Consider the following 15,647-nt stretch of genomic DNA (forward strand, 5'->3'; position numbering starts at 1 on the left):
GTATGTCAAAGGATGAGGTGGGTGTTCCTGAAACAAGAAAGGGGCCCGGAGGCCCCTGTTCATGCGGTTTCTGGCGTTTTCTGGTTACTCCTGAAACCTGTGGTTGGTGGAGGCGGCGGGAATTGAACCCGCGTCCGCCAGCACTCGCCCATTGGCTCTACATGCTTAGGTTCCGTCATTTGATTTAACGTCTCTGGCTCCGACGGTCAGGATCCAGCGACGCGATTCTTCAGAGTTTTAACAACTGACGTGAAGACGCCGCCAGTTGCGATCCCATCAATCGTCGCTCGTATCCCCGCCGTGATGAATGGGCACATCACTTTGGGGCCGGACTAGAAGCTAGCGGCTATTAAGCTGCCAGCGCGCCCTGAGCGTAGTTGTCGTCGTTTGCGACTATTCATTTGTGATGTTGGATTTACGAGATACATCACGCTCTCGGCATGCACCGCAGAGGTTGTCACCGGCGTCGAAACCATGTCGCCCCCTCATGCTCATCCTAACAGGATGTGCGGTTCTGTGACACCTCAGGCCTTGGTTTGTTCACGCATGATGCGGCCCTTCTGACGCTGCCAGTCGCGGTCCTTCTCGGTGGCCCGCTTGTCGTGCAGCTTCTTGCCCGTCACCAGGGCCAGCTCGCACTTCACCCGGTTGCCCTTCCAGTAGAGCTTGAGCGGCACGCAGGTGTGGCCCTTGTCCTGGGTCCTGGAGAAGATCCTGGCGATCTCCTTCTTGTGCAGGAGCAGCTTGCGGGTGCGGGTGGGGTCGGCCACCTCGTGGGTGCTGGCGGTGTTGAGCGGCATGATGTGGCTGCCCAGCAGCCAGGCCTCAGCGCTCTTGACCAGAATGTAGGTGTCCGTCAGCTGGGCCTTGCCGGCGCGCAGGCTCTTCACCTCCCAGCCGGCCAGCACCAGGCCCGCCTCGAAGACCTCATCGATGTGGTACTCGAAGCGTGCCTTCTTGTTCTGGGCGATGACGTTGCTGCCGGGCCCCTTGCCCTTGCCTTTCTTGTTGGCCATGAAACCTCGTGTCTGTCCGTGCCCGTGGCGGCTATCCCTTCGGTATGGGGGGAAGCGTGATACCATTCAAGACCTGAAATAACGGCTCATGATACGCCCTGGGCACTGTGAAGTCAGCGGAGAGCTCAATGCCAACGGTCAACCGAACCGCCATGGTGCGACACACCCCCCAGCAGATGTTCGACCTGGTCAACGACTTCGAGAGCTATCCGGAGTTCCTGCCGGGCTGTCGGCGTGCCCGGCTGATCGAGCGCGACGACGCACACCTGATCGGCGAGATGACGCTGGGCCGCGCCGGCATCGAGCAGAGCATTGCCACCCGCAACGACCTGATCGAGCCGGAGCGCATCGAGATGTCGCTGGTCAGCGGGCCCTTCAAGCGCCTGCGAGGGCGCTGGATGTTCATTCCCATGGGAGAGAACACCTGCAAGGTATGCCTGGAGATGGAGTTCGAGTTCGCGAGCCGTCTGCTGGGCATGGCCTTCGGCAAGCTCTTCCAGCAGGTGGCGGGGCAGCTGGTGGATGCCTTCACCCGCCGCGCCGACGACCTCTACGGGCGCTGAGCCATGGCCGAGATTGCGGTGGAGGTAGCCTTCGCTCGGCCCGAGCGTCAGGAGGTAGTCGCCCTGAAGGTGTCGCTGGGCACCACGGCCAGCGAGGCGGTGGCCCTGGCCGACCTGCCGAGGCGTTTCCCCGATGTGTCTCCTGAGACCTTCATCGGAGCCGACCTCGGTATCTTCGGCAAGCGACTGCGTGAGCCATCGAGCCATCGCCTGCGTGCCGGGGAGCGCGTGGAGCTCTACCGCCCGCTGATCATCGACCCCAAGGCAGCGCGGCGGGTCAGGGCGACCACCGAAAAACGCTGACGCCCCGACGGGCAAAGCCACGGCGGGGCGTCAGGGGGTGCCGGCGGGCCTAGAAGTCGCTAGCCGGCTCGCCGCCCATGGGTACCGTGGCGCCGCCTTCCGGCTGCGGCTCCGGGGTGACGTTAAACGGCTCTGCCCCTTCCACCTGCGGGCCGGCGCTCTCGCTGGAGCGCAGATCGATGTCCCGCTCCAGGTCACCCTCCTGCTGGATATCCACCAGGCGGTTGCCCGCAAAGGAGAGGGTCACGCGGCGTCGCTCGACGTCGCCGTAGGCCTCATCGAGACGGAACACGTAATCCCACTGGTTGGCGTCGAAGGGCGCTTCCAGCAGTGGGCGGCCCATCACGTAGACCACGTCGTCGCGGGTCATGCCCGGCCGCAACTGGTCCACCATGTCGGCGGTCACCAGGTTGCCCTGGGGGATGTCCCGCTTGTAGACCCCGAAGTAGCTGCAGCCGCTGGCCATCAGGAGGGCGGCAGAAAGGGTGACGATTCTTGTCAACTTTTGCATTTGCGCCTGTTCTTCACTATCGTGGTTTCGGTCGACTATACCCGACCCTACCCGATACTGCGAAGAGCAACCATGGCCGACCAGAACCATGAACTGCGCAAGGCCGGTCTGAAGGTGACCCTGCCCCGCGTCAAGATCCTGCAGATCCTCGAGAGCGCCCAAGGCGAGCACCACATGAGTGCCGAGGATGTCTACAAGACCCTGCTGGAAGCCGGCGAGGATGTGGGCCTGGCCACCGTCTATCGCGTGCTGACTCAGTTCGAGTCGGCGGGCCTGGTGGTGCGTCACAATTTCGATGGTGGCCACGCCGTCTTCGAGATCTCCCAGGACGAGCACCATGACCATATGGTGTGCCTGGATAGCGGTGAGATCATCGAGTTCTTCGACGAGACCATCGAGCGGCGCCAGCAGGAGATCGCCGAAGAGCACGGCTTCGATCTTGTCGATCACGCCCTGGTGCTCTACGTGCGTCCCAAGGGCTCCAATGTGACCCGTCAGGACGGATCGCAGAAGCGATAGTGCCCCCGGCTCGACCTTGCTGCCCAACGCGGCCCCGATCATCGATCGGGGCCGCGTGCGTTTCGGGGGCGGTTAGGTGGGGGCTCAGTGGTGGGGGCGCTGGCTCGCGTCGAGCATCTCTCGTGCATGGGCCAGGGTGCGTTCGGAGAGATTGACCCCCCCGAGCATCCGCGCCAGCTCGCCGACCCGGCCGGCTTCGTCCAGCAGCGCCATGCGGGTGAGGGTGGTCTCCTGCTCCGCGTGCTTCTCGATATGCAGGTGCCGGTGGGCCTGGGCTGCTACCTGGGGCAGGTGGGTCACGGTCATCACCTGGCCCTGCTCGCCCAGCCGGCGCAGCAGCTGACCGACGATCTCGGCGGTGGCGCCGGAGACCCCCACGTCCACCTCGTCGAACACCAGGCTGGGAATGGTGGAGTGGCGGGCGGCCACCACCTGGATCGCCAGGCTGATGCGCGACAGTTCGCCCCCGGAGGCCACCTTGGCCAGCGGCCGGGCCGGCTGGCCGGGGTTGGCGCTGATCAGGAAGCGCGCGCCCTCCAGGCCCTCGGCGGCCGGCGTGTCACGCTCGAGGACTTCGACCTCGAAGCGCGCCTTGCCCATGGCCAGGAAGGCGAGCTGCTCCTGTACCGCCTTGCCGAAGCGCGTGGCGGCCTGGCGCCTTGCCTCGCCCACCTGCCGAGCCTGCCCCCGCCAACGCTCGCGCAGGGAATCGACCTCGACCTCCAGCGCCTCGAGATCCTCGTCGCCTCCTTCCAGGCGCTCCAGCTCGCCCTGCAGGCGCTGGTGAAGCTCGGTGAGCTCTTCGGGCATCACATGGTGCTTGCGCGCCAGGCGGTGCACCTCGCCCAGGCGCTGCTCTACCCAGGCCAGGCGCTCCGGGTCGAGCTCGGTGCCCTCGGCGAAGTGATGGAGCTCGCGGGCCGCTTCCTCGACCTGGATGCGCGCCTCGCCCAGCATGGAGAGCGCCTCGGACAGGCTGCCACGGTCGCTGCCGGGCAGCGCCGACAGGTGGTTGATCGCCTGGGTCAGCAGGGTCATGGCGCCGCCTTCGTCGCTGTCGCAGCATTCGGCGGCGAGCTGTGCCTCGCGCAGGCGCTCCTCGGCGTGGGCCAGCTCTTCCTGCTCCTCTTCCAGCGCCTTCAGCTCGCCCTCGGCCAGAGCCAGCTGGTCGAGCTCCTCGACCTGGTAGCGGACCAGCTGGCGGCGGGCGGCCAGCTCGTCGCCGTCATCGGCGAGGCGCTTGAGCCGGCGCCGTGCGGCCTGCCAGGCGCGGAAGGTCTCGGCCATCTCGCCCACCGCCTCGCGATGGCCGGCGAAGTCGTCGAGCAGGCGCAGGTGGGTCTCCTCGCGTAGCAGCGCCTGGTGGGCGTGCTGGCCGTGGATCTCGATCAGTCGTTCGCCCAGCGCCTTGAGGTCGGCGATGGTGGCCGGCTGGCCGTTGATCCACGCCTTGGAGCGGCCGTTGGCACTGACCACACGGCGCAGCAGGCAGTCGTCCACGGGCAGTTCCCGGGCCTCGAGCCAGGCGCGAGCCTCGGGTAGCGAGGCGATATCGAAGCGCGCGGATAGGTCGGCGCGATCACAGCCGTGGCGCACGCTACCGGCATCGGCTCGCTCGCCCAGGCAGAGCCCCAGGGCGCCGAGAAGTATCGACTTGCCGGCGCCGGTCTCGCCGGTGATGGCGGTCAAGCCGCCCGCGAGCTCAAGCTCCAGGTGGTCGACGATGGCGAAGTCGCGAATGGCAAGCTCTGTCAGCATGATGCCTCCCGGGAAGTCTGCAGGCCTGGAGTCAGGACTACTGGTCATCCATCCAATATGTGTGCGTTTATACAGTAGTTCAGGTTTGCCAACAATGCACGCTGGCTTGTCCGCCTTGAGTTCCCGTGGCCTGGCCCCATATACCCCGCAGAATCGTCTATTTCGTCATTCACTATCGAGCCGGCGGCCTGTGGCCGCCGCCTCCCTGTCAGGAGAGACCCATGGCCAGAGATCCCCAGACCCCGCTGGACGAGGAACTTGCCCGTCGTGAGCAGGAGGCCGAGCCGCAGCCCATCGAAGGCGAGCTGGAGGATGCCGTCGAGGCGGCCGAGCAGGAGGAAGCCAGCGCGGAGGCCAGCGACAACCCCGAGGTCAGCGACAACCTCGAGGTCAGCGACAACCCCGAGGCCGAGCTGCTGGCCGCCCGCGTCGAGGAACTGGAGCAGACAGTCGCCGAGGCCAAGGACCAGGCGCTGCGCGCCGCCGCCGAGGCCCAGAACGTGCGCCGCCGCGCCGAGCAGGAGGCCGAGAAGGCTCGCAAGTTCGCGCTGGAGAAGTTCGTCAAGGAGCTGCTGCCGGTGGTCGACAGCCTGGAGAAGGCGCTCGAGGCGATGGCGGACGAGGCCACCGAGGCCCATCGCGAAGGGGTCTCCATGACGCTGAAGATGCAGCAGGACGTGCTGGCCAAGTTCGGCGTCGAGGCCGTAGAGCCGTCGGGCGAGCCATTCGATCCGCAGTTTCACGAGGCCATGGCCATGGTGCCCAATCCGGAGCTGGAGCCCAGCACCGTCATGGAAGTGATGCAGAAGGGCTACCTGCTCAACGGTCGTCTGGTGCGCCCGGCCATGGTGATAGTCAGCCAGGCCGCCGGCTGAGGCATAACAAATCGTGGTCGCGGGTCTTGAAATGCCACCTGCGGCCCCCAGATAGATGTCAACTCCGCGGCGCATGCCGCAGAACACGACTCCGGATACACAGCAACGACTCTACGAGGATTTCCTATGGGACGCATCATCGGTATTGACCTGGGGACCACCAACTCCTGCGTGGCCGTTCTCGACGGCGATAGCGCCAAGGTGATCGAGAACGCCGAGGGCGCGCGTACCACGCCGTCCATCATTGCCTACACCGAGGATGGCGAGATCCTGGTGGGCCAGTCGGCCAAACGCCAGGCGGTCACCAACCCGACCAACACCCTCTACGCCATCAAGCGCCTGATCGGTCGTCGCTTCAAGGACGACGTCGTCCAGAAGGACATCAAGATGGTGCCCTACGCCATCAGCGAGGCCGACAACGGTGACGCCTGGGTCGAGGTCAATGGCAAGAAGCTGGCGCCGCCGCAGGTCAGCGCCGAAGTGCTGAAGAAGATGAAGAAGACGGCGGAAGACTACCTGGGTGAGGAAGTCACCGAGGCGGTCATCACCGTGCCGGCCTACTTCAACGACAGCCAGCGTCAGGCCACCAAGGACGCCGGCCGCATTGCCGGCCTCGAGGTCAAGCGCATTATCAACGAGCCCACCGCGGCGGCGCTGGCCTACGGCATGGACAAGGCGCGCGGCGACAAGACCATCGCGGTCTATGACCTGGGCGGCGGCACCTTCGACATCTCCATTATCGAGGTCGCGGACGTCGACGGCGAGACCCAGTTCGAGGTGCTCGCCACCAACGGCGACACCTTCCTGGGTGGCGAAGACTTCGACATGCACCTGATCAACTACCTGGTCGATCAGTTCAAGTCCGACAGCGGCATCGATCTTTCCGGCGACAACCTGGCCATGCAGCGTCTCAAGGAAGCCGCCGAGAAGGCCAAGATCGAGCTGTCCAGCGCCCAGCAGACCGACGTCAACCTGCCCTACATCACCGCCGACAACACCGGTCCCAAGCACCTCAACGTCAAGGTGACCCGGGCCAAGCTGGAGTCGCTGGTGGAGGACCTGGTGCAGCGCTCCCTGGCGCCCTGCAAGATCGCGCTCAAGGATGCCGGCCTGTCCGCCTCCGAGATCGACGACGTCATCCTGGTCGGCGGCCAGACCCGCATGCCCATGGTCCAGCAGAAGGTAGCCGACTTCTTCGGCAAGGAAGCGCGCAAGGACGTCAACCCGGACGAGGCCGTGGCCGTGGGCGCAGCGATCCAGGGCGGCGTGCTGGGCGGCGACGTCAAGGACGTGCTGCTGCTCGACGTCACCCCGCTGACGCTCGGCATCGAGACCCTCGGCGGCGTGATGACCCCGCTGATCGAGAAGAACACCACCATCCCGACCAAGAAGACCCAGAGCTTCTCGACCGCGGATGACAACCAGACCGCCGTGACCATTCACGTGCTGCAGGGCGAGCGCAAGCAGGCGGGCGGCAACAAGTCGCTGGGCCGCTTCGACCTGGCCGACATCCCGCCGGCGCCGCGCGGCGTGCCGCAGATCGAGGTCGCCTTCGATCTGGACGCCAACGGCATCCTGAACGTGTCCGCCAAGGACAAGGCCACCGGCAAGGAGCAGTCCATCGTCATCAAGGCCTCCAGCGGCCTGTCCGACGACGAGATCGAGCAGATGGTCCGCGACGCCGAGGCTCACGCCGACGAGGACAAGAAGTTCGAGGAGTTGGTGCAGCTGCGCAACCAGGCCGACGGCATGGTCCACGCCGCCCGCAAGACCGTGCAGGAAGCCGGCGAGCACGCCGGCGAGGAAGAGAAGGAGGCCATCGAGAGCGCCGCCAAGGAGCTCGAAGAGGCCATCAAGGGTGACGACAAGGACGACATCCAGGCCAAGCTGGACAAGCTGACCGAGGTCTCCGGCAACCTGGCCCAGAAGATGTACGCCGCCCAGGCCGAAGCGGCTCAGCAGGGCGGTGGCGAAGGCCAGGAGGCCGGCGCCAAGCAGGAAGATGACGTGGTCGACGCCGAGTACGAAGAAGTCAACGACGACCAGAAGAAGCAGTAAACCACGCATCTGAACCACGGATGATGCCAGCGCGGGGGCCTGACTCCCGCGTTGGTGTTTCCGCGGTACCGCGACGGAGGCGGACCGATCCATGTCCAAACGTGATTATTACGAGGTGCTGGGCGTAGAGCGCGGTGCCGACCAGAAAGAGATCAAGAAGGCCTACCGGCGACTCGCCCAGAAGTTACACCCCGACCGCAACCCGGACGACGAAGCGTCGGCGGAGAAGTTTCGCGAGGTCTCCGAGGCCTACGAGGTGCTCACCGACAGCGAGAAGCGCGCGGCCTACGACCAGTTCGGCCATGCCGGCGTCGACGGCCAGGCCGGCGGCTTCGGCGGTGGTGGCTTCGGCGGTGCGGGTGCCGGGGGCTTCAGTGACATCTTCGGCGATGTGTTCGGCGACATCTTCGGTGGCGCTGGCGGTGGTCGTCGCCATCCCAACGCCCCGGCCCGCGGCAGCGACCTGCGCTACAACCTCGAGCTCGACCTCGAGAGCGCGGTGGCCGGTACCAGCGTCGACATCCGCGTGCCGCGCCACGTGGAGTGCGAGCGCTGCGACGGTCAGGGCGCCGAGCCGGGTTCCAGCAAGGAGACCTGCCCGACCTGTGCCGGCCACGGCCAGGTGCGCATGCAGCAGGGCTTCTTCGCCGTGCAGCAGACCTGCCCGACCTGCCACGGCTCCGGTCAGCACATCAAGGTGCCCTGCCACAAGTGCAACGGCGAGGGCCGCGTGCGCGAGACTCGCACGCTGTCCGTGAAGATCCCCGCCGGCGTCGACACCGGCGATCGCATTCGTCTCAACGGCGAGGGCGAGGCGGGCCTCAACGGTGGGCCGCCCGGGGATCTCTATGTTCAGGTGCACATCAAGCCGCACCATATCTTCCAGCGCGACGGCAAGCACCTGCACTGCGAGGTGCCGATCAACTTCGTCGATGCGGCCCTGGGTGGCGAGCTGGAGGTGCCGACCCTGGACGGCCGGGTGAAGCTCAAGATCCCGCCCGAGACCCAGACCGGCAAGCTGTTCCGCCTGCGCGGCAAGGGCGTCAAGCCGGTGCGCGGCGGCGCCCCCGGCGACCTGCTGTGCAAGGTGGTGATCGAGACCCCGGTCAAGCTCAAGGAGGACCAGAAGGAGCTGCTGCGCCAGTTCCAGGAGAGCCTCGGCGGCACCAACAGCGCCCACCACTCGCCCAAGAAGAGCGGCTTCTTCGACGGCGTGAAGAAGTTCTTCGAGGATATGAAGCCCTAAGCGGCATCGCTCCTCGCAGAGACAGCCCGGGCCCCGGCATCGCAAGATGCCGGGGCCCAGTCGCGTTCAAGGTCGAGCCCACGGCCTGGCCCGGTGCCTTTAGCGCTGCAGGTGGTCCAGCCGCCAGGCCAAGGCGTCGCGGTCCGGCTGCCAGCGTGGGTCCCGAGGCGGGACTAGCGGCTTGCCGTCCAGCTCGCAGAGCCACAGATTGTTCGTCTCGCGCGTGTCCAACGCCGGGCTGACGTGCCAGCGATGGTCCGGGCCGGGGGCGATCAGGTAGCTATCCATGGCCCAGTGCAGATTGGGCGTCAGCGCGATGCCATTCACCGGACGGTCGTCCTGGCTCTCGGCGAAGGGCACCAGGTGGGCCGCCTCCACCAGGTAGCGGTAGTCCGGCGTGATGCAGCGCAGGCGGCTGGCCGCGCAGCTGTAGTCGTAGGCCTCCAGCACCAAGGAGCGAAAGGCCGCGGAGCGGGCATATTTCTGGCTCTCTTCCCTCACACCACCTGCGAGGCGTTCGGGGTGCCGCTCATAGCTACCGCTCTCCAGTGTTGTGGCCAGGTAGGTGTGCAAGTCGTCGTGGGCCTTCGGGTCGGCGGAGAAGTAGCGAGTCACCAGAAGGGCGCAGGCCTCTCGTGCGTTCTGGTCGCTCCGCAGCGCCTTGAATAGCGCTGGGTCCAGCCGGGCCGTGCTGAAGCGTTCCTGGACCTGTGCGATGGATTTGGGCTGGCCGAGCTGTGCCTCCAGGGCGCCCAGGTCGTCCGTGAACTCTGGCGACCAGAGGGGACCCGTTGGGCCCTGATCATTTCTCAGATGCCAGAGGGGGAGCTGAGGGTTGGCCGACTGCCTGCTTCCTGTGGCTGTTTCATAGAGGTCGTGATACCGAGCGATCAGCCGGTCATCGATGGCGACCCGGGGCGAGGTGATATGCCCCGCCTGGGTCTCGCAGATGATCGCCAGCAGCAGGCAGGGCTTGTTGGGAGCCGGCCGGCCGCGGCTGCGTCCAACCCTGAGGCGCGTCAGGCAGCCAAGCGCATCGACCATGTCGTACCTCTCTCGTCCCTGTTGACATGGCGATACGGTATCACGTCGGCATCGACGCCTGCCGTGGCTGGGTTCTCTGCTGAAATCGCCACTTGGCGATAGCGTCGATGGCAGCATAGGCTGATAGCTCGATATTCCTTCAGAAGGTGACCGCCATGCCGATTTCACGCGCCGAGATTCCCGCCGAGGACGCCGAGGTCCTGATCGATCAGCTCTGCCAACGCTGGTCTGCCGATCATGACGTGGAACGTCATGATCACCGCGTTGAGGTGCGCTTCGACGCCGGTAGCTGCTACCTGGTGGCCGAGCCCGACAAGCTGATGGTGGTCGTGGAGGCGGTCGAGGACGGTGTCCACGATCGGCTGGAGTGGGAGGTAGATGCCGCTCTGGATGCATTGAAGGGCGTCGAGCTGGATATCGTCTGGGAGGCGTGACCAACGAGATCACCCCGGCGGCTGCCCACCTGGGCATGCTGCTGTGGGCGGTGCTGGTGGGGCTGTCGTTTCCCGCGGTGGGGCTGATGAGCGAGCTGCCGCCGTTGTCGCTCACCGCCCTGCGCTTCGCCATCGCCTGCAGCGCCCTGTGGTGGCTGGCGCGCCGCTCGCCGGAGTTTCTGCCGCCCTGGCGTCTGCTGCCGCTCTACGCCCTGATGGGTCTCTGCCTGGCCGGCTTCTTCGGCGCCATGTTCTGGGCGGCCCACCACGCCACGGCGCTCTCCATGGCGACCCTCTTCGTGACCGTGCCGCTGCTGGCCTTCCTCCTGGGGCTGAGCCTGCGTGTGGAACGTTCGGGCTGGCGGTTGCCGGCGATCCTGGCGCTGGGGGCCGCCGGCGCCCTGGGGCTGGCCGTCGCCGAGGCGTGGCAGCAGGGCGGGTGCCTGCGCGTCGGCATCGGCGAGGCGGTGTTCTTCCTGGGCTGTCTCTCCACGGCGCTCTATCCGGTGCTCAGCAAGTGGGGGCTGGCCACGGGGCGCCTGCCGGCCTCGGCGGCGGTGCGTACCTTCTGGAGCCTGGGCGCCGGCGGCGTATTGATCGGCCTGGTCGGGCTCCTGGTCGAACCGCTGGCCGTACTGGCCACCATGAGCGTCCGCGACCTGGCGCTGCTGGTCTACCTGGGGCTCTTCTCCAGCGCCCTGACCTTCTGGCTGATGCAGCGTGCCACGGCGACGCTGACACCCGGTGTGGTCACCGCCTACGGTTACCTGGTGCCTTTCGTCTCCATGCTGCTGCTGTTCATGCAGGCGCCGGATCGCTTCGGCTGGATCTGGCTGCCCGGCAGCCTGCTGGTGCTGCTGGCGATCGGACTGCTGCTGCGCCACGAGGGGGCCGCGGTCCATCGCTGAGCGTTGCGTGTGCCTACCCTGCGGGTTCGCTGTTGGATGGTTCGCCGTCCGCCGTGTCTGCCGGGGTGAAGTGGCGGGCGATCTCGGCGTGGATCTCCTCGGCCTCCCCGGTATGACGGCGCGAGAAGTGGAAGGGCACCAGCCTCGCCACGCCGGCGGCTGCGGCGATCTCACCGCAGGCTCGGGCGGTCAGGTGCCCGGTGCTGCGAGCCTTTTCCCGTTCCCCATCCAGGAAGGGGGCCTCGCAGAACAGCACTCGCGCGCCACGGGCGAACGCGGTCAGCCGCCGACGGTTGGCCGGCGTGTCACCCAGGTCCGTGGCGTAGACCAGGCGCTGCCCCGGACGGACCAGCAGCAGGGCGTCCGCCAGGCGGTCGACCCGCCAGGACTGGCCGTCGGGCAGGGTGATCCGGGCCGTCGCCTCGCCGGCCAGCAGTCGGTGCTTGAGCTCACCCAGCCAGGGTCCCGGCGCCCAGCCGTGGGCCGCCACCCGCTCCTGGCGGACCCGGGCCTGGAGGTCGGGTTCGAAGGAGAAGGCCAGCACCGGGGTGCCGTGGTCCAGGGTCGCGGCGCGCACCCGGAACTCCGGCTCCTGATGCAGCAGCCCGCGTGGCGCGTCCCGGGGTGGTAGTGGGGCGGGAGGACGCCCGGCCACCAGGCTGGCCCGCTCCAGGCGCTCGCCGTGCAGCTCGGACACCTCGAAGCGCGGCGCCCGGTCGCCGACCCGGTCCCAGAGGATTCCCCGCAGCATGCAGGCCAGGTGGTCGATCAGCCCCGGCGGCCCGAAGAGGCGACAGGGAGGGAAATCACCGATCCGTGAGCGCAGCAGCCAGGGGAAGCCGCCGATATGGTCGAAGTGGGCATGGCTGATGAAGACATCGCTGACCTGGTGGGCCAGCCGCGCCGGCAGCCGGCCCGGGTCGCCCAGGTCAAACAGCAGGCTGCGCTGCTGGTGGGTCAGGCGCAGGTGCAGCAGCGGATCGCCGAAGGTGCCGTTGAGCAGCGTGGCCGTGGCGCTGTCCAGGTGCACCACCGGACGCTCGCCGGCCCGCGGAGGCAGGGGCAGGGTCTCCGGCTGTGCCGCTTCCGGAGATGGGGCGGGCTCTGCGGCATAGGGGCGTGCCGTGCCGAGCAGGCTGTCCTCCCGGCGACGGGCATCGCGGACCACCAGGGCGACCGGCGGGTGCGTCGGCGCCGGGGCCTTCACCGTCAGCCTGCCGCTCTCCAGGGCGACGATCTCGCCCAGCGTCAGGGTGTCGCCACGGGCGTCGAGCAGGCCGACCTGGCGGCCGCACCACGCCTCGGGGCCCTGGTCGCGCGGGGGCGTGCCGATGATCGGCAGGGCCTTGAGGTCGAACGAATGCAACCCGGCCTCGCGCAGCCAGTCGTTCCAGACCTGGGTGCGGCGCCGGGTGCGCTGCTGGCGTCCGGGGTGGCGGGCGCGGGGTGAGGGTGTCAGCCGCTGCCGCTCGAGCCCGAGGGCGCGGCACTCCGCCTCGAGCGTCAGCGGGGCATCGTCATGGGCCAGAAGCAGCAGGGTGTCCAGCCCGGCGACGGCGGCCAGGGCCGGCAGTAGCTCGGCACCGGCCACGCCGCGCATCACGCCGGGCATGTCGACCAGCAGCGGCCCCTCGGGTACCCGCCGCGCCAGGCGGAGCACCCCATCGGCCAGCGGCAGCCGGAAGCGGGCGGCGTCCAGGCTGGCCAGGGCGGCGATCGCCTCCAGTCGCCACTCTCCGTCTTCCCAGCGCCCCAGGCAGGCGGCCCCGGGTGGCCCGAACCCCGGCAGGCCGGGGTCGGCACTCAAGCAGCGGCAGCTGAGGCCCTCCCTGGCCAGGGTCGCGGTTGCGGCCCGGGCCAGGGTGGTCTTGCCGCTGCCGGAGGGGCCGGCCATCAGCACCCGCGCTCCGCGACGCAGCAGCGCCGGCAGTGGGTGGTCGGGGGGCAGCGCGTCGGATGTCGGGGGCATGGTCGCAGGCTCCGCGTGGGCTTGCCTGCAGTGTGGGCAATTCGCCCGGGAGTTGCGCGGAGGCGCGGCGGCGGAGCGCTCTGGTATACTGGCGCCCATTCTCGAACCGCTACCGCTTTCACAGGAGTCCACATGACCCGTATCGCCATCGTCGGTGTCGCCGGCCGCATGGGCCGCACCCTGGTCAACGCCGTGCTGCAGGCTGACGGCGCCACCCTGGCCGGCGGCATCGTCGAGCCTGGCAGTACGCTGGTCGGTGCCGACATCGGCGAGCTGGCCGGGGTCGGCAGTCTGGGGGTGAGTGCCGTGGATTCGCTCGAGGCGATCGTCGATGATTTCGACGTGCTGATCGATTTCACCGCGCCGCAAGTGACGTTGTCCAACCTGGCCTTCTGCGCCGAGCGCGGCAAGCGCATGGTGATCGGTACCACCGGCCTGTCCGATGAGGAGCTGGCCGAGCTGGATGGCTACGGCGAGAAGTTGCCCTTCGTATTCGCCCCCAACATGAGCGTGGGCGTCAACCTGACCCTGAAGCTGCTGGAGACCGCGGCCAAGGCGCTGGGCGACGAGGGCTACGACATCGAGGTGATCGAGGCGCACCACCGCCACAAGGTCGACGCTCCCTCCGGCACCGCGCTCAAGATGGGCGAGGTGGTGGCCGAGAGCCTCGGCCGCACCCTCAAGGAGCACGGCGTCTTCGAGCGGGTGGGGCAGTGCGGGCCGCGCACCGACAAGGAGATCGGCTTCGCCACCGTGCGCGCCGGCGACATCATCGGCGAGCACACCGTGATGTTCGCCACCGAGGGCGAGCGCATCGAGATCACCCACAAGGCCTCGAGCCGCATGACCTTTGCCAAGGGCGCGGTGCGTGCCGCCCGCTGGGTGGCCGACCAGGACAAGGGCCGCTACGCTATGCAGGATGTGCTGGGTCTGACAGACCGTGTCTGAACTCACTGGGTCTCGACTAAAGGGGTAGTCGAAGTGCGGCGTTTCCTGTAATATCCGGAAAATTTTGGCCGGGCGCATGGGCGAAAGCCCCCTTCAGCGCGCTTGTTGCTTCGGCCCCCAGTGTGCTGAGCTAATCAGTTCCGAGCGAATGACAACAAGCGGGATGAAACCGGTCTTTATCGGGTTTCGTCCCGCTTTTTTGCGGGGCGGCCATCCGCGGGCCGGCCACCCGGGGGGGGGCCAATCGGGGCCCGGCCATGACCCAGCACTATTCCTGGACGCGTTGTCTCTGATGGCCGTCTGTAAAAACATGGGAGGACGTTGCATTGAACAAACCCGCGATACTGGCCCTGGAAGACGGCAGTGTGTTTCATGGCACGGCCATCGGTGCCGATGGACAGACCAGCGGTGAGGTGGTGTTCAATACGGCAATGACAGGCTATCAGGAGATTCTCACGGATCCCTCCTATACCCGTCAGATCGTCACCCTGACCTATCCCCATATCGGCAGCACCGGCGTCAACGCCGAGGACGTCGAGTCCGGCGCCATCGCCGCCGCCGGCCTGGTGATCCGCGACCTGCCGCTTGCGGCCAGCAGCTTCCGCTGCGAGCAGACCCTCTCCGACTATCTCAAGAGCCAGAACGTGCTGGGCATCGCCGAGATCGATACCCGCCGGCTGACTCGCATCCTTCGCGACAAGGGCGCCCAGAACGGGGCGATCCTGGCCGGCTTTGATGCCGAGGGCGACGACGCCGTCGAGCGTGCTCTGGCCGCCGCCCGCGCCTTCCCCGGCCTCAAGGGGATGGACCTGGCCAGGGTGGTTTCCTGCCAGACTCCCTACGAGTGGAGCGAGGGCGAGTGGACCCTGGGCGAGGGCTATGCCGATGCCTCCGGTTCTGATGGAAAGGCCGAGCGCCCTTTTCACGTGGTCGCCTACGATTTTGGCGTCAAGCGCAACATCCTGCGCATGCTCGCCTCCCGCGGCTGCCGCCTCACCGTGGTGCCCGCCCAGACCCCGGCGGCCGAGGTGCTGGCGATGAACCCGGACGGCATCTTCCTGGCCAATGGCCCGGGCGACCCCGAGCCCTGCGACTACGCCATCAAGGCGATCGGCGAGATCCTCGAGACCGAGATTCCGGTGTTCGGCATCTGCCTGGGCCACCAGCTGCTGGCGCTGGCCAGCGGCGCGAAGACGGTGAAGATGGGCCATGGCCACCATGGTGCCAACCACCCGGTGCAGGACCTCGACACCGGCAAGGTGATGATCACCAGCCAGAACCACGGCTTCGCCGCCGACGAGGCGAGCCTGCCAGCCAATGTGCGTGCCACCCATCGTTCGCTGTTCGACGGCACCCTGCAGGGGATCGAGCGCACCGACCGCCCGGCGTTCAGCTTCCAGGGCCACCCGGAAGCTAGCCCCGGCCCGAAGGACGTCGCGCCGCTGTTCGACCGCTTCGTCGAGATGATGAAGGCCCGCCAGGCCTGAGCCTGGGT

Annotated in this window: 15 protein-coding genes and 1 other RNA gene; 10 read left to right on the forward strand and 6 right to left on the reverse strand. The window is 67.4% G+C overall.

All coding sequences use genetic code 11. From position 1 onward, the window contains the following. Nucleotides 1-104 precede the first annotated feature (104 nt). Together ssrA and smpB are read right to left on the reverse strand one after the other, a co-directional pair. Nucleotides 105-485: a transfer-messenger RNA gene (gene ssrA / locus ACM26W_RS00690) on the reverse strand. Nucleotides 486-524: 39 nt separating this feature from the next. Continuing rightward, a complete protein-coding gene (gene smpB, locus ACM26W_RS00695) occupies nt 525-1,016 on the reverse strand; it encodes an SsrA-binding protein SmpB (protein WP_416138962.1) in 492 nt (163 codons plus the stop codon). 128 nt (nt 1,017-1,144) lie between these two features. Between smpB and ACM26W_RS00700 the strand changes: the two genes are divergently transcribed. Together ACM26W_RS00700 and ACM26W_RS00705 are read left to right on the forward strand one after the other, a co-directional pair. After that, on the forward strand, nt 1,145-1,579 hold the full coding sequence (locus ACM26W_RS00700) for a type II toxin-antitoxin system RatA family toxin (RefSeq protein WP_416138963.1): 435 nt from the start codon (nt 1,145-1,147) through the stop codon (nt 1,577-1,579). Between the two features lie 3 nt (nt 1,580-1,582). After that, on the forward strand, nt 1,583-1,882 hold the full coding sequence (locus ACM26W_RS00705; RefSeq protein WP_416138964.1) for an RnfH family protein: 300 nt from the start codon (nt 1,583-1,585) through the stop codon (nt 1,880-1,882). A 49-nt stretch (nt 1,883-1,931) separates the two neighbouring features. On the opposite strand, the gene ACM26W_RS00710 is transcribed toward ACM26W_RS00705, so the two are convergent. Next, a complete protein-coding gene (locus tag ACM26W_RS00710; protein ID WP_416138965.1) occupies nt 1,932-2,393 on the reverse strand; it encodes an outer membrane protein assembly factor BamE in 462 nt (153 codons plus the stop codon). A gap of 72 nt (nt 2,394-2,465) precedes the next feature. Between ACM26W_RS00710 and fur the strand changes: the two genes are divergently transcribed. Continuing rightward, nucleotides 2,466-2,912 carry a ferric iron uptake transcriptional regulator gene (gene fur, locus ACM26W_RS00715; protein ID WP_416138966.1) on the forward strand — a complete coding sequence of 149 codons (447 nt, stop codon included), beginning with the start codon at nt 2,466-2,468 and terminating at the stop codon, nt 2,910-2,912. 84 nt (nt 2,913-2,996) lie between these two features. Here fur and recN read toward each other — a convergent pair whose 3' ends face one another. Then, a complete protein-coding gene (gene recN / locus ACM26W_RS00720) occupies nt 2,997-4,670 on the reverse strand; it encodes a DNA repair protein RecN (RefSeq protein WP_416138967.1) in 1,674 nt (557 codons plus the stop codon). Nucleotides 4,671-4,891: 221 nt separating this feature from the next. On the opposite strand from recN, the gene grpE reads away from it, so the two are divergent. From grpE to dnaJ, 3 genes are all read left to right on the forward strand, one after another. Beyond that, nucleotides 4,892-5,545, forward strand: coding sequence for a nucleotide exchange factor GrpE (grpE, locus tag ACM26W_RS00725; protein ID WP_416138969.1), 654 nt, complete (start codon nt 4,892-4,894; stop codon nt 5,543-5,545). Nucleotides 5,546-5,671: 126 nt separating this feature from the next. Beyond that, nucleotides 5,672-7,603, forward strand: a complete 1,932-nt coding sequence (dnaK, locus tag ACM26W_RS00730; protein ID WP_416138970.1) for a molecular chaperone DnaK — start codon at nt 5,672-5,674, stop codon at nt 7,601-7,603. A gap of 91 nt (nt 7,604-7,694) precedes the next feature. Beyond that, entirely contained in the window at nt 7,695-8,849 is a 1,155-nt protein-coding gene (dnaJ, locus tag ACM26W_RS00735) for a molecular chaperone DnaJ (RefSeq protein WP_416138971.1), read from the forward strand. Nucleotides 8,850-8,948: 99 nt separating this feature from the next. Here dnaJ and ACM26W_RS00740 read toward each other — a convergent pair whose 3' ends face one another. Then, nucleotides 8,949-9,893, reverse strand: coding sequence for an HNH endonuclease (locus tag ACM26W_RS00740; RefSeq protein WP_416138972.1), 945 nt, complete (start codon nt 9,891-9,893; stop codon nt 8,949-8,951). 155 nt (nt 9,894-10,048) lie between these two features. Between ACM26W_RS00740 and ACM26W_RS00745 the strand changes: the two genes are divergently transcribed. Then, nucleotides 10,049-10,327 (forward strand): DUF2218 domain-containing protein, encoded by a 279-nt coding sequence (locus ACM26W_RS00745; RefSeq protein WP_416138973.1) that lies wholly within the window; start codon nt 10,049-10,051, stop codon nt 10,325-10,327. Beyond that, a complete protein-coding gene (locus ACM26W_RS00750; protein ID WP_416138974.1) occupies nt 10,324-11,235 on the forward strand; it encodes a DMT family transporter in 912 nt (303 codons plus the stop codon). Before ACM26W_RS00745 ends, ACM26W_RS00750 begins: the two co-directional genes overlap by 4 nt. A 13-nt stretch (nt 11,236-11,248) precedes the next feature. Here the strand turns inward: ACM26W_RS00750 and ACM26W_RS00755 are convergent, their stop codons facing one another. Further along, nucleotides 11,249-13,204: an MBL fold metallo-hydrolase gene (locus ACM26W_RS00755; RefSeq protein ID WP_416138975.1), complete on the reverse strand. Its 1,956-nt coding sequence runs from the start codon at nt 13,202-13,204 to the stop codon at nt 11,249-11,251. Between the two features lie 132 nt (nt 13,205-13,336). Here ACM26W_RS00755 and dapB point away from each other — a divergent pair, with 132 nt between their 5' ends. Further along, nucleotides 13,337-14,152, forward strand: coding sequence for a 4-hydroxy-tetrahydrodipicolinate reductase (dapB, locus tag ACM26W_RS00760; RefSeq protein ID WP_416138976.1), 816 nt, complete (start codon nt 13,337-13,339; stop codon nt 14,150-14,152). A 326-nt stretch (nt 14,153-14,478) separates the two neighbouring features. Further along, nucleotides 14,479-15,639: a glutamine-hydrolyzing carbamoyl-phosphate synthase small subunit gene (gene carA / locus ACM26W_RS00765; RefSeq protein ID WP_416138977.1), complete on the forward strand. Its 1,161-nt coding sequence runs from the start codon at nt 14,479-14,481 to the stop codon at nt 15,637-15,639. Nucleotides 15,640-15,647 lie beyond the last annotated feature (8 nt).

The organism is Halomonas sp. HK25, from assembly GCF_047795635.1.
Lineage (GTDB): Bacteria > Pseudomonadota > Gammaproteobacteria > Pseudomonadales > Halomonadaceae > Halomonas.

Bases quoted from the DNA above. Each gene is read 5' to 3' on its own strand.
- smpB (WP_416138962.1), bottom strand. From the start codon at position 1,016: ATGGCCAACAAGAAAGGCAAGGGCAAGGGGCCCGGCAGCAACGTCATC.
- ACM26W_RS00700 (WP_416138963.1), top strand. From the start codon at position 1,145: ATGCCAACGGTCAACCGAACCGCCATGGTGCGACACACCCCCCAGCAG.
- ACM26W_RS00705 (WP_416138964.1), top strand. From the start codon at position 1,583: ATGGCCGAGATTGCGGTGGAGGTAGCCTTCGCTCGGCCCGAGCGTCAG.
- ACM26W_RS00710 (WP_416138965.1), bottom strand. From the start codon at position 2,393: ATGCAAAAGTTGACAAGAATCGTCACCCTTTCTGCCGCCCTCCTGATG.
- fur (WP_416138966.1), top strand. From the start codon at position 2,466: ATGGCCGACCAGAACCATGAACTGCGCAAGGCCGGTCTGAAGGTGACC.
- recN (WP_416138967.1), bottom strand. From the start codon at position 4,670: ATGCTGACAGAGCTTGCCATTCGCGACTTCGCCATCGTCGACCACCTG.
- grpE (WP_416138969.1), top strand. From the start codon at position 4,892: ATGGCCAGAGATCCCCAGACCCCGCTGGACGAGGAACTTGCCCGTCGT.
- dnaK (WP_416138970.1), top strand. From the start codon at position 5,672: ATGGGACGCATCATCGGTATTGACCTGGGGACCACCAACTCCTGCGTG.
- dnaJ (WP_416138971.1), top strand. From the start codon at position 7,695: ATGTCCAAACGTGATTATTACGAGGTGCTGGGCGTAGAGCGCGGTGCC.
- ACM26W_RS00740 (WP_416138972.1), bottom strand. From the start codon at position 9,893: ATGGTCGATGCGCTTGGCTGCCTGACGCGCCTCAGGGTTGGACGCAGC.
- ACM26W_RS00745 (WP_416138973.1), top strand. From the start codon at position 10,049: ATGCCGATTTCACGCGCCGAGATTCCCGCCGAGGACGCCGAGGTCCTG.
- ACM26W_RS00755 (WP_416138975.1), bottom strand. From the start codon at position 13,204: ATGCCCCCGACATCCGACGCGCTGCCCCCCGACCACCCACTGCCGGCG.
- dapB (WP_416138976.1), top strand. From the start codon at position 13,337: ATGACCCGTATCGCCATCGTCGGTGTCGCCGGCCGCATGGGCCGCACC.